Genomic DNA, 13,245 nt, shown 5'->3' with positions numbered 1-13,245 from the left:
AATCATTCAAACCGCCGCAATCAGAATGGCAGGCGGTAGCCAGGCGACATTCTGGTCAGGCGATAAGTCGTACCACTTTGATCACGCAGCACCAGATTGCGGGCTGTCAGGGTGACGATGTTGTAGTGGTTTTCGTAAATCGGGTCGCCCGGCTCGGTGATGACCCCATTGGATTCTTGCGTGTGGATCTGCAAGTCATTGCCCTTGCGTACCCAGCAACCGCTTTCGTTCAAACCTTGCGACGGCTTGTTGGGGCGTTTGACCTGTTCGGTGTACGCCATGGACCCATCGGCCTGCAGGGTGAACAAGGTACGCAGCTCGCCAACCACGCCTTTTTGGCGGTGCTTGCTTAACCAGTTACCAGCCAGTTGATCTCCAGCCGCAGCGGGCTGACATGCTGGATGAACAGGTTTGGCAGGAACAGTTTGTGCAGCAGGCTCGGGAGCTGGCGCCTTGACCGCGCAGGCGCTCAAAAAAACGGTCGCCAGCACAGCAACCCAGCAAGTGCGTCGCAAGATATTCGCCTTCGTCATAAAACCCCGTCTTTCATGCTTTTATACCGACCCACCGCAGGTCGGCGAATCCTGTTTATTCTACCCGAAGGCGCTTGTATTACCCCATAACAAGATGCTTCAAAGTGGCAAAGGCAGGCGGGTCACATTCTTGATCTCGCGCATGGCCACAATCGTGCGGGTTTGGCGCACACCCGGCATATTGAACAAGAAGCGGTGCAGGAAATCGTCGTAGGACTCGGCGCTGGGCACCATGATCTTCAGCAAAAAATCCGCATCACCGGTCACGGCGTGGCATTCCAGAATCTCGGGCGCATCGCGTACGGCACGGATGAAGTTATCGACAATTTCACCCGAATGACGGTCCAGACTGATCTGGGTAAACATGCAGCTTTGCAGGCCCACCTGACGCCGATCCACGCGCGCATAATAGCCCTGGATGACCTTGTTTTTTTCCAGGTTCTTGATGCGCCGCCATACGGGCGCAGTGGACAAACCCACCTGCTCGGAGACCTGCTGAGCCGAGGCTCGACCATCCAGCTGCAAGGCATCCAGGATTTTTAAGTCAGTTTTATCCATATTTAAACATTTACGAAATGAACATTTCAAAGAATAGGGAATACACGCAACTATAACGCAAAAAAAAGCGAGGACAGACTCTCTATCATGATCTCTATCTGGAGGTTTCATCATGACGCAGTCCGTCGACACTCAATACAAGCTAAGCGACAACCTGACCGCCCAATCAGGACGCATCTTTTTAACTGGCACACAGGCCCTGGTGCGCATGTTGCTGACCCAGGCTCGCCTGGATAAAGAGCACGGTTTGAACACCGCCGGTTTTGTTTCCGGCTACCGTGGTTCGCCACTGGGTGGCGTGGACATGATCATGTGGAAGGCCCAGAAGCATCTGGACCAGGCCAAGGTCCGTTTCCAACCTGCTATTAATGAGGACCTGGCTGCTTCCATGATTATGGGCACCCAGCAAGCGGGCGAGCGTGACGACCGCACTGTCGATGGCGTGTTCTCCATGTGGTATGGCAAGGGCCCCGGTGTAGACCGCGCGGGCGATGCCTTGCACCACGGCCATGCAGCCGGTGCGTCCCAGCACGGCGGCGTCCTGATGATTGTGGGTGATGACCACGTGGCCTCGTCCTCGTCCATCCCTCACGCCAGCGAACAATCCCTGATCGCCTGGGGCATCCCGGTGGTCAACCCCAGCTCTGTTGAAGAATACGAGCGCTTTGGCATTTGGGCTTGGGCCTTGTCGCGTTACTCCGGTTCCTGGGTAGCCTTCAAAGCCATTACCGAAACCGTGGAAAGCGGCCGCTCTTTCGAGATCACCCCTTTGGATGATCTGGCCCCAGCCTTGGCCGACAAGCAAGGCGGCAAACACCCCTATGACCCCAGCAAATTCCTGACGCCATCCATGGAAGGCACTCTGGATGCCCGCCTGGATAGCGTGCGCGAGTTTGCCCACAAGTACAGCCTGGACCGCATCCTTGAAGCGGCACCTGATGCGCGTATCGGTATTGTGTCCACCGGCAAAGCCACACTGGACACGCTGGACGCACTGCAACAGCTCAGCAGTCTGAAGGATCTGCCCGCCATTCGTCATCTGAAAATCGGTTTGAGCTGGCCAGTTAACCCGCAATCGCTGAACGATTTTATTGAAGGTCTGGACCACGTTCTGGTCATTGAAGAAAAAGGCCCGATCATTGAAGACCAGTTAAAGAACCTGCTCTTTAACCGTGCCCAGCGCCCCACTGTGTCGGGCAAGCGCGATATTGAAAATGAAGTACTGATTCCTGCTGATGGTCAGCTCAGCCCTGCCCGTGTGGCCGTGGGTCTGCGTCGCTGGCTGAGCCATCACGCCAATGTGCAATTGCCTGCCTGTACGGTGCAAAACCTGGCACCGATTGACACCAATGGTCTGACCCGCCGCCCCTACTTCTGTTCAGGCTGCCCGCACAATACCTCCACCAAAGTGCCCGAAGGCAGCCAGGCCATGGCCGGTGTGGGTTGTCATTACATGGCGACCTGGATGGACCGCAAAACCCGTGGTCTGACTCAAATGGGTGGTGAAGGCACGGACTGGGTGGGCCTGTCCCCCTTTATCCAAACGGGCCACATGTTCCAGAACATGGGTGAAGGCACCTACTTCCACTCTGGCTATCTGGCGATTCGGCAGGCCATTGCCGCCAATGCCAACATTACCTACAAGATTCTGTTCAACGATGCCGTCGCCATGACGGGCGGTCAGCCCGTTGACGGCCCGATCTCTGTGCCCCGCATTTGCCAGCAAACCATTGGGGAAGGTGCGCGTCGTGTGGTCATCACCACCGATGAGCCCGAGCGCTATCGCGGTGTCAGCCTGCCTGCCGGTGTGGACGTTCATCATCGTCGCGAGCTGGACCGCTTACAGCGCGAACTGCGCGAAATCCCAGGCGTCACCATTTTGATTCACGACCAGACCTGTGCGGCTGAAAAGCGCCGTCGTCGTAAAAAGAACGAGTACCCCGACCCTGCCCGTCGCCTCTTTATTAATAAGGCGGTCTGCGAAGGCTGTGGGGATTGCGGTGTGCAATCGAACTGCCTGTCTCTTGTGCCTGCTGAAACGCCCGAGGGTCGCAAGCGTCAGATCGACCAGTCCAGCTGTAACAAGGACTACTCCTGCGTGGACGGTTTCTGCCCCAGCTTTGTGTCGGTGATGGGCGGAGCCCTGCGCCGTGGTGATCAAAACGGTCAGGCCGACATGAAGGCCCAGTTGCTGGCCAAACTGGACACGCTGCCGCAAGCTGCCATTCAAGCTCGCGACTGCAATGTGATTGTGGCCGGCGTGGGGGGGACGGGTGTGATTACCATTGGTGCGGTGCTCTCCATGGCCGTGCACCTGGAAGGTCGCTCCAGCTCCGTGCTGGACATGACAGGTCTGGCGCAAAAAGGCGGCACAGTCATCAGCCACATTCGTCTGTCAGCCAACAAAGAGAACACAGGTGCCGTGCGTGTAGATCCCGGCCAGGCCGACCTGGCCATTTTGTGCGACGTGGTGGCAGCCGCCCACCCCAATGCCCTGTCTTGCCTGCGTCCTGGACATACTCACGCCATCATCAACGAATACCTGGCCCCTACCGCCGAATTCACCCGCAACCCCGATGCCCCGCTGGATGCACAGCACTTGCTGAGTCAATTGAAGGCCACCGCTGGCGAGAACCAGGTACGTTCTTTCAATGCTCACCAGGCCGCCACCCTGCTGTTTGGCGATAGCCTGCTGTCCAACATGCTCCTGATGGGCATGGCGTGGCAGCAAGGCTCCCTGCCCGTCAGCAGCGCGGCGATTGAACAGGCCATCCGCCTCAATGGTGTGGCTATTCAAGCCAACCTGGATGCCTTCCATTTGGGGCGCGTACTGGCTCACGACGAAAAAGCATTGGTCAGCCTTTTGGCTCCAGCCGCTCAAGTCGTAACCTTGCAGCGTCGTGAAACGTTGGAACAAATCATGCAGCGCTGCACCAGTAGCCTGGAGCAATACCAGAACGCCGCCTATGCCCAGCGCTTTTCCAGCACCATCCATGCGCTGCGTGAAGCCGAACAAAAACTGCGTCCTGGCCAGCGTCCCGTCTTGACTGAAAAAGCCGCGCGCAGCTTGTACAAGCTAATGGCCTACAAGGATGAGTACGAAGTGGCTCGCCTATTTAGCTCGCCCGCGTTCCGCCAGGATCTGGAACAGCAATTTGAAGGCGACTTCTCCTTGCGCTTTCATTTCGCACCGCCTTTACTGGCACGCCGTGATCCGGCCACAGGTCGCCCACGCAAGATCACCTTGGGCCCCCGCACGGCCACCTTGCTGCGCTGGATGGCCAAAGGCAAAGGTCTGCGCAACACACCGCTAGATCCCTTTGGCTACACCCATGAGCGCCGTATGGAGCGTCGCTTCTGGCGCGAATACCAGAGCCTGCTCAACAGCTTGAGCAAGAATCTGGATCAGACCAACTACGCCACGGCATTGGAACTGGCCGAACTGCCCCAACAATTGCGCGGCTTCGGTCCCGTGAAAATGGAGTCAGCCAAGCAATACGAAGCCCGGTTCGCGGAGTTAACGCAGCAATTGAAAAACACAGGTCTGACAATTCAGGCGGTTCCCGCCTAAGCCTTGCCCGCTACGACTGTCGCAACCATTAACCTGCCCTTTCAGCCCTGCCTATGCGGGGCTTTTTTTTGGGGGAATTGATGGCACAGGTACAGAACGCAACTTATTGGAGACAGCAAGCGGGGATTAACAAAGCCATATGCTTGTGCTACATGATTATTACTTGACTGTGTAAGGGCTTGCGTTAGACTGCTAAGCGTATAAGGTATTAACCTTAGACGCCTGCGTCATTTGAAAAAGGCCATTGCAGTTTTCCAGGCCAGGTCAAATGGGTGTGGACAAACTAAAGACTTGTTCTCAAGGAGCATGATCATGGCAACAGCCAAGAAAGGCGCAGCAAAAGCAGCAAGCACCAAAACAGCTAGCCCCAAAAAAGCAACGCCAGCCAAGCCCGCTACAGCACCAGTAAAAGCTTCCGCTACCAAGACCAGTCCCAGCAGCAAAACCGCTGCCCAAAAGTCCCCCACTAAAACCACTGCGACCAAGACCAGCAAGGCTGCTGTAAAAGCGCCTGCCAAGTCTGCAACCAGCGCACCGGCCAAGAAAACGGTTGCGAAAAAAGCAGCGGTGAAGAAAACCACTGCGGCAAAGAACACGACGGTCAAAGCTACCGCGACCAAAACAGCCGCCGTAAAAACCGTAGCCAAAAAAACAGCAGCGAAAAAAACGGTCGCTAAAAAAGCCGTGGCCAAAAAGGCCGTCGCTAAAAAAACAGTAGCTAAGAAAGCGACTGCGCCCAAAGCATCCAGCGCTAAATCTGCTCCTAAAAAACCTGCTGCCCCCGCTGCCGCAAAAAAAACGGCCAGCACCAAGGCAAGCAAACCCGTGGCCAAAAAAGCCACTCCCAGCAAGGCGGCAGCAAAACCTGCCACTAAAGCCGGCACCAAAGCAGCAGTAAAGACCGCGGCAAAAAAAGCCAGTCCTGCTGCCAGTGCCAAGAAACCCGTAGCTCCAAAGAAGAAAGAAGTTAAATCCGTGACCGCAGAAACCAAGACCCCAAAGACCAGCACAACGCCTAAAACCACCGCTAAGGTAGGTAATAAAACCGCAGCCCGCAAAGCGAGCAAAACGGCAGCATCACCAGCCGAACCGCTGCGCGACGACGTCAACCCCGCTGGCTCCTGGCCCTTCCCAACTGGCAAGCGTCCTTAATCACACGCCGCTTTTATATTTTTCCCCAAAGAGCCACCCTGGTCAGGGTGGCTCTTTGGTTTGTAGCACTTGCATGCGACAATTCCCTCTCCCATCAATTCATACCAAGCAACTATGTTCAGTGAAGTCGCCCTCTTCCTAATCCATATTGTTCTGTCGCTGCTGGGCACGATTTTGCTACTGCGTGCCTGGGTTTATGCGCTCAGAATCCATCCCTTCAACCCTTATTCGCAAGCCATGTTCAAAGTCACGGACTGGCTGGTCATGCCTTTGCGGCGCGTGATCAAAAGCGGCAACCGTTGGGACTGGACCTCCTTGGTCGCAGCCTGGCTAAGCGCACTGGTCTACCTGGTCCTCAGTGCGATGGTGCTGACCGGATCCATGTCTATGCTCTCGAACTTCCCCATGTTCTTGCTGGCAGCCGTCTTTACCTTGCTGCGCTGGGCCTTGAGCCTGATCTTCTGGGTTGTGCTGTTGCAAGCCCTGCTATCCTGGATTCAGCCACAATCACCCAGCATGCCTTTGCTGCGCTCGATTACTGCCCCCTTGCTGGACCCGATACGCCGTGTCCTGCCCGACTTGGGTGGCCTGGATCTGTCGCCGCTGGTCATCTTGCTGCTGACCCAAGTGCTTAATATGGTTATCACGCGCACGGCTTTCAGCCTGGTGCCAATCTAAGCACGACACGCTGCACGCTTAAAAAAACCTGGGCCACGCCCAGGTTTTTTACTTTGATGCGTCGCCATGCTTGATATTTGCCAACTTTCTGAACCGCATCAGAGTCATCCTCTAGAACACGGCAACCCGCAGCCATATTCAAGCAAACAAACTCATTCTGAATTAGGCTGATCTCCTCCAAAGTCTGGAAAAAACCTTCCTTTCCTGCCCCGAATTCAAGAGCAAGAACCAGGGTGTCTTGTCCCAAGGCGGACTTTATACTGGTCTCATCGCCAATCAGCACACCACTTCCATGACTCGTCTTCCATCAAAACAGGACCGGGCCCACCGCTACCGCGAGGCCGAACAATTCCTGGCCGCACTGGACCCGGACTGGCAAGCCTTGGTCACCCATGTGGGCCCTTGCATCCATCAACCGCGCCCCGAGCGCGACCCCTACGAGGCCCTGATCCGCTCGGTGGTGTATCAGCAATTGCACACCCGTGCGGCTGAACGCATCCTGCAACGCCTGATTGATATTTATCCGCACGGCCACTGCCCAACACCTGAACAGGTGCTGGCCACTCCCTATGAAACCTTGCGTGCTTGTGGCTTGTCCGGCGCCAAGGCCAACAGTATTTTGGGGCTGGCTCAGGCGCGTTTGGATGGCATCATTCCCGATCAGGCCACCGCTTTGCAAATGCCTGATGAAGAGCTGATCAAGCAATTGACCACGCTACGCGGCATAGGCCGCTGGACGGTGGAAATGATGATGATGTACACACTGGAACACGAGGATATTTTGCCTGCAGACGACTTTGGGGTGCGGGAGGGCTATCGCCATTTAAAGCGCCTGGACAAAGCCCCCTCAGCCCGAGCTTTACGTGACATTGGCCAAGCCTGGGCCCCCTATCGCAGCGTCGCATCATGGTATTTGTGGCGTATGCCCAAACACACACCCGTAGCGGCTCCTGCCCCAAACAAGGTACATCGAAGTCAACGCCTGCAGGCCAAAACGCCTCGCCCACAAGGCCCAGGCAAGCCAATTCGTTTTGCAATTACCCAATCCAGCTTGGGAGCACTGATGGTCGCAGAAAGCGAGCGCGGGATTTGTGCCATTGCTTTAGGCGATGATCCCAACATCTTGCTGGAACAGTTGCAGGATCGCTTCAAGACTGCCGAACTGATTGGTGCAGATTCCCTATTCAATCAGCGGGTCGCTCAAGTACTGGCTATGGTAGAAGAACCGACCCAAGGCTTAGATCTGCCCCTGGACATTCAAGGCACCGCCTTTCAACAGCGTGTCTGGGAGTTTCTGCGTCAGATCCCGGCAGGCCAGACCTTAAGCTATACCGAGCTTGCCAAACGCTTGAATATGCCCAATGGAGCCCGTGCAGTCGCACGAGCCTGTGCCAGCAATATTCTGGCCATTGCCATCCCCTGCCATCGAGTCTTGCGACAAAGCGGTGATCTGGCAGGCTATCGCTGGGGACTGGAGCGCAAGAAAACCTTGCTGGAGCGTGAACGCGCACAATAGAGGCACGACTTTTTAGCAGACATGAAAAACCCGGCCATTGGCCGGGTTTTGTGTGCGCAAAGCCCTGAGGCCTTGATTACATCGGCACCACACGAGTTGGGCCGTTACCGCTAAGCATACGGACACGCTGACCTACGGACAGAGGAACGTCGGCTTCCTGAGCCACCACACGGGTTTCGCCATTATCCAGTTGCACCGTGATCTCCAGCCCCTGGGTCTTGCCCATGCGGTTTTCAACCGCATTACCAACCAGACCACCCAAAATAGCACCACCAATACTTGCCAGGATGCTGCCACGGCCACCACCAATGCTGCTGGCGGCCACTCCACCCAAGGCCGCGCCACCGACGGTGCCCACGCCGGAGTTCTGATCTTCCTGAATAGTGACAGCGCGTACCGAAACAACGGTACCCAAACGCACGATTTGCTCTCGCTGAGCCTGACCGTAGCTGTACACCGAGCTGGATGCTGATTTATTGGCACAACCGGCCAACAAAAACACCGGGGCCGCCAAGCTTGCCACTACCAGCAGACGCACTTTGGGTCGATCAAAAAAAGAGACGTACATACGGTTTACTCCAAAAAACGTAGCTGGCCGAACCATAAAAAATGGTAGAACGCAATCTTACAGACTGCGCTCAATCCCATAGTGCTGTTTTAGCATGGCCGAGATATCTGACCGTTTAAATTCATGATTTTGCGGGCCATCGACCTGGATTTTAATACTGCCCATCAAGTTGCCCAAGCAGCAAGCCTCCTGCCAGCTCCAACCTTTTGTAAGTCCATATAACAAACCTGCGCGATGGGCATCGCCACAGCCGGTAGGATCAACCACATGGTCCACTGGCACAGGGGCAATGTCATAAGCCTGCCCGTTGTGGTAAAGCGTGCTTCCATACTCCCCACGCGTCACAATAGCGGCCTGCAAACCCTGTGCGATCTCGGCCATGCTCTTGGCGGTACGTTGCTCAATGACTTCGGCTTCATATTCGTTCGCCGTAAGAACTTGACACAGTTCCAACATTTCCAGCAGATCTTCGCCCGTAAACAAAGGCATGGCTTGGCCCAAGTCGAAAATGAACGGCGTGCCTTGTGCGTTCAGGCGACGAGCATGCGCAAACATACCATCTTTGGAGTCCGGAGCCACAATGCCCCACGCCGCTTCTTGACCGGACAGATCAATTTGGGCCGAACTGATCATGGCACCCGGGTGGAAAGAGGTAATCTGGCTGGCAGCCAAGTCTGTAGTGATAAAGCACTGAGGGGTGAACATATCAGGCATCACGCGCACCATGCTGGTATCAATACCCAGATTCTGCAGACGCTGCACATAATCCACACCATCACTACCTACCGCCCCCACGGGCACAGGACGGCCACCCAACATATTTAATGTGTAGGCCATGTTGCCAGCACAGCCACCCCACTCTTTACGCAAACTGGGCACAAAAAAGGACACACTCAGGGTTTTGATGCTATCGGGCAAGATGTGATCTTTGAAGTACCCCTCGAAAACCGCGATCGTATCAAACGCGATCGAACCACATACCAGCACTCGCTCGGTCATAAATTACCTTATGGAAAAAAAGGGCTAATCTGGTAGCCATTAACCTGGAGCGGCCCGGTATTCAAAGGCAGACGCACCATAATTTCACTGCGCGCTGCAAACGCGGGCTCGCGTCGCTCGGGAGCCAGATACTGATCGGGCGCGATATTGCGCCGGGCGATCAAGGCTCCGGAAAAATCTTTCAAGTCCAGAACCAGTGTCGGCCACTCCTGGGGCCGCTCAAACTCGTTGCGCAGCGTAAAACCCAACGTAGATTGCCCTGGCTGATTCGGCGCTTTATGCAAAGCCGAAGCCTGTACACGGATCTGGTCCAGACGGCGCTCGTAGGGCACCTTGCACGACAAGGTCTGGCAAGTACGCTCAAACACGGGCCGCAGCATCGGTATCTGGCTGACAATCTGCACGCGATACACGTACATCAGCTGCAATACGAACACGACAATGCCAAGGACACACAAGCTGGTCCAGATCAGCGAACCCACACGCTGGCCAAAACTGGCCTCACCCTCGTAACGCGTCTCGCGTTGCAAGGCGGGGTTGGGATCAATCACCCAACCTTGCTGGACGTGGTCCCCATCATCATCGTGGGTGCCGTCAGCCTGCCGTGAGGGGAAAGACGCACGCAAAGCACTGGCACGATCCCCCACACTGAATTGGGGCTCGGCAGCCGACCAGGGAGCCTGGCCAATATGGTGTCCACCCTCTGGTTCAGCGGCGGTGCCGGCCGATACAAAAAAAGCAGCGTCTTGATCCCCCCTGGTTACAGGCTCGGCTCGAGAGCGGGCGCGGATGACAGAAGGTTCTGACGGCCGCAAAGAGGGCTCTATAGACTCAACAGACGGTTCTGCCAGCCGCACAAAAGGCTCCGCAGCATTAACAGAAGACGCTGCCGGCGTAAGCGGCGCCTGTGCCAGAATGGAGTCGGGAAATTTGCGTACCTGCAAGGAGTCGTGCGCAGTGCCTTCATCACGCGGTGGTGCGTGACGAGAATGCTCTACAAAACGCGGCCCTGGAATAGGGCTTTGCAAGTCCACTGTCTGCACCTGCTCTTGCCGGTGTGAGGCCAATGGTTCAGGCCCCAGACGCGGCTCGGTCTGAACCGGTACAAGCGGGGAACGATAAGAAGGCTCAGGAGCTTGATCATCAATGACCTCTTCAAAGCCATCGAAGATATGCGCACATTGAATACAGCGTATATAGCCTCGGCGGCGCTGCAGCGTTTCTACACTGGCTGCAAACGATGTCCCGCAACGGGGGCAGCGAGTCTTTAGCTCCATGAACTCACCTTAGGTTCTACCGTCTTACAAGGGGCGTTGACCAGCCAAACACACCCAGCCATCACGCTCTTGCCAGACCGACAAGGGTAGGTAGGCGGAATAGACCTCGATCATTTCCTCGGCCTGCCAATCGTAAATGCCGGACAGAATCAAGTGCCCTCCCGGTTTGACACGGTTGGCCAGCATAGGGGCCAGCATACGCAGGGGATTGGCCAGAATATTGGCGACCACCAGATCGGTTTGCCCGGCGGGCATGGCATCGGGCAGCAAGCCTTCAACCTCGACCTGATTGACTTGCGCATTGTAGCGCGTGGCAATCACGGCCTGCTCGTCAATGTCCACACCCACAGTATGGCCGGCGCCCAGCTTGCGAGCCGCAATCGCCAAAATGCCGGAGCCGCAACCGTAGTCCAGCACTGTCTGGCCAGACCGCACATGATGGGCCAACCAATCCAGACACAGGTGCGTCGTGGGGTGGCTACCGGTACCAAACGCCAGGCCAGGATCCAGTTCAATACGAACCAAGCCATCATCACCTTCCTGGGCGACGGGCAGATCCTCGTCATCCTTGTGCCAGCTAGGCACGATCAGGATACGATCGCCCACCGGGATGGGGCCAAACTGCGACTGCGTCAAACGTACCCAATCCTCATCGGGCACTTCGCGCACGCTCCATTGAGCCTTTTCAGGCTCCAGTACACCGGCGTCAAAAAGCGGTTGTAGCAACTCTTCAGGCTCCAGCTCCTCGGGCAGCAAAGCGACGACCCGATTGCGGTCCCAGGCCAGCACATCCGGCTCGATACCGGGTTCGCCAAACAGGGGCTTTTCCTGGTCGGTATCACCGTCGGCATCTTCCACCGACACCGACAAGGCGCCTGCTTCAAGCAAGGCATCGGACAAGCGCTCGGCCTCGTGTTCCTGACAGCTCAGTAAGAGTTCACGCATACATAGTTTCCATAAAGCAAAACAGGGGGCTCGCCCCTGTTTTACGTAATCATTATTCTTATCAGGTCAGGCCTGTGGCCTGACCTGTTGCTGCCCTTACTTGTTACGTTGGGCCAGCTTTTGTTCCAGGTAGTGAATACTGGTGCCGCCAGCCTTGAAGCTGGCATCCTGCATCAACTCCCGGTGCAGCTCCACATTCGTCTTGATCCCTTCCACCACCATTTCAGACAAGGCAATGTCCATACGGGCGATGGCTTGCTCACGCGTTTTACCATAGGTAATCAGCTTGGCAATCATCGAATCGTAGTACGGGGGCACGGTATAACCGGTAAAGACATGCGAGTCGATACGCACGCCAGGGCCGCCAGGGGTGTGCCACTTGCTGACCAAACCTGGGCTGGGTACGAAATTGAACGGATCTTCTGCGTTGATACGGCACTCGATCGAGTGACCTTCAAACTCAATGTCACGCTGGCGCAGCACGAACTTCTCGCCCGCAGCCACTTTGATCTGCTCTTGAACCAGATCAATGCCGGTGATCATTTCAGTGATGGTGTGCTCAACCTGAATACGGGTGTTCATCTCAATAAAGAAGAACTCGCCGTTTTCGTACAGAAACTCGAAGGTACCTGCGCCGCGGTAACGCATCTTGCGGCAGGCATCAGCACAGCGCTCGCCAATACGCTCGATCAGGCGACGGGCAATACCAGGGGCCGGTGCTTCTTCAATCACTTTCTGGTGACGACGCTGCATGGAGCAATCGCGCTCGCCCAGCCAAATAGCATTGCGTTCACCGTCAGCCAATACCTGAATTTCGATATGGCGTGGATTCTCGAGGTACTTTTCCATGTAGACCTCGGGATTGTTGAACGCCGAAGCCGCTTCAGTCTTGGTCGTGGCAACCGCAGTCAGCAAAGCCGCTTCGGTGTAGACCACGCGCATGCCACGGCCACCACCACCGCCAGAGGCTTTAATGATGACTGGGTAGCCTACTTCACGCCCGATGCGAATGATTTCAGCCGGGTCGTCCGGCAAGGCGCCATCCGAACCGGGAACCACAGGCACACCGGCCTCGATCATGGCCTTTTTGGCCATGACCTTATCGCCCATCGTACGGATGCTCTCGGGACGTGGGCCAATAAAGACAAAACCGCTCTTTTCAACACGATCAGCGAAGTCCGCGTTTTCAGCCATGAAGCCGTAGCCAGGGTGAATGGCCTCCGCATCGGTCACTTCTGCTGCCGAGATAATGGCAGGCATGCTCAGGTAGCTGTCACGAGCCTGGGCGGGGCCAATACACACGGCCTCATCAGCCAGCCGCACGTACTTGGCATCACGATCTGCTTCAGAATAAACGACGACTGTCTTGATACCCATCTCGCGGCAAGCGCGCTGGATACGCAAGGCAATTTCGCCCCGATTGGCGATTAGGATTTTTTCAAACATAT

At 56.1% G+C, this 13,245-nt stretch carries 12 protein-coding genes; 3 read left to right on the top strand and 9 right to left on the bottom strand.

The window, feature by feature from the left end; translation table 11 throughout:
- Positions 1-20: 20 nt before the first annotated feature.
- Both CA948_RS16350 and CA948_RS16345 read right to left on the bottom strand, forming a co-directional pair.
- Positions 21-533 carry a hypothetical protein gene (locus tag CA948_RS16350; protein ID WP_108728553.1) on the bottom strand — a complete coding sequence of 171 codons (513 nt, stop codon included), beginning with the start codon at positions 531-533 and terminating at the stop codon, positions 21-23.
- A gap of 99 nt (positions 534-632) precedes the next feature.
- Positions 633-1,091, bottom strand: coding sequence for an Lrp/AsnC family transcriptional regulator (locus tag CA948_RS16345; protein ID WP_009460635.1), 459 nt, complete (start codon positions 1,089-1,091; stop codon positions 633-635).
- Positions 1,092-1,203: 112 nt separating this feature from the next.
- Between CA948_RS16345 and CA948_RS16340 the strand changes: the two genes are divergently transcribed.
- Entirely contained in the window at positions 1,204-4,662 is a 3,459-nt protein-coding gene (locus CA948_RS16340; protein ID WP_108728552.1) for an indolepyruvate ferredoxin oxidoreductase family protein, read from the top strand.
- Between the two features lie 227 nt (positions 4,663-4,889).
- On the opposite strand, the gene CA948_RS17950 is transcribed toward CA948_RS16340, so the two are convergent.
- Positions 4,890-5,729: a hypothetical protein gene (locus CA948_RS17950; RefSeq protein WP_203226726.1), complete on the bottom strand. Its 840-nt coding sequence runs from the start codon at positions 5,727-5,729 to the stop codon at positions 4,890-4,892.
- A gap of 199 nt (positions 5,730-5,928) precedes the next feature.
- On the opposite strand from CA948_RS17950, the gene CA948_RS16330 reads away from it, so the two are divergent.
- On the top strand, positions 5,929-6,492 hold the full coding sequence (locus tag CA948_RS16330; protein ID WP_094197728.1) for a YggT family protein: 564 nt from the start codon (positions 5,929-5,931) through the stop codon (positions 6,490-6,492).
- On the opposite strand, the gene CA948_RS16325 is transcribed toward CA948_RS16330, so the two are convergent.
- Positions 6,473-6,775 (bottom strand): hypothetical protein, encoded by a 303-nt coding sequence (locus tag CA948_RS16325; RefSeq protein ID WP_108728550.1) that lies wholly within the window; start codon positions 6,773-6,775, stop codon positions 6,473-6,475. The two genes, CA948_RS16330 and CA948_RS16325, sit on opposite strands and share 20 nt — an antisense overlap.
- A gap of 9 nt (positions 6,776-6,784) precedes the next feature.
- Here CA948_RS16325 and CA948_RS17805 point away from each other — a divergent pair, with 9 nt between their 5' ends.
- Entirely contained in the window at positions 6,785-8,008 is a 1,224-nt protein-coding gene (locus tag CA948_RS17805) for a methylated-DNA--[protein]-cysteine S-methyltransferase (protein ID WP_108728549.1), read from the top strand.
- Between the two features lie 76 nt (positions 8,009-8,084).
- On the opposite strand, the gene CA948_RS16315 is transcribed toward CA948_RS17805, so the two are convergent.
- From CA948_RS16315 to accC, 5 genes are all read right to left on the bottom strand, one after another.
- Positions 8,085-8,576 carry an outer membrane lipoprotein gene (locus CA948_RS16315; protein WP_003801873.1) on the bottom strand — a complete coding sequence of 164 codons (492 nt, stop codon included), beginning with the start codon at positions 8,574-8,576 and terminating at the stop codon, positions 8,085-8,087.
- A 57-nt stretch (positions 8,577-8,633) separates the two neighbouring features.
- Positions 8,634-9,575: a carbohydrate kinase family protein gene (locus tag CA948_RS16310; protein ID WP_108728548.1), complete on the bottom strand. Its 942-nt coding sequence runs from the start codon at positions 9,573-9,575 to the stop codon at positions 8,634-8,636.
- An 8-nt stretch (positions 9,576-9,583) separates the two neighbouring features.
- A complete protein-coding gene (locus CA948_RS16305) occupies positions 9,584-10,852 on the bottom strand; it encodes a zinc-ribbon and DUF3426 domain-containing protein (protein ID WP_108728547.1) in 1,269 nt (422 codons plus the stop codon).
- Positions 10,853-10,876: 24 nt separating this feature from the next.
- Positions 10,877-11,797, bottom strand: a complete 921-nt coding sequence (gene prmA, locus CA948_RS16300; RefSeq protein ID WP_094197732.1) for a 50S ribosomal protein L11 methyltransferase — start codon at positions 11,795-11,797, stop codon at positions 10,877-10,879.
- Between the two features lie 96 nt (positions 11,798-11,893).
- The gene (accC, locus tag CA948_RS16295; protein WP_094197733.1) at positions 11,894-13,243 is read right to left on the bottom strand and encodes an acetyl-CoA carboxylase biotin carboxylase subunit; all 1,350 of its coding nucleotides are present in this window, start codon (positions 13,241-13,243) and stop codon (positions 11,894-11,896) included.
- Between the last annotated feature and the right edge of the window lie 2 nt (positions 13,244-13,245).

It is taken from the genome of Alcaligenes aquatilis (assembly GCF_003076515.1).
In the GTDB taxonomy this organism is placed as follows: Bacteria; Pseudomonadota; Gammaproteobacteria; order Burkholderiales; family Burkholderiaceae_B; genus Alcaligenes; species Alcaligenes aquatilis.
This window is presented reverse-complemented; position numbering and strand designations above follow the sequence as displayed.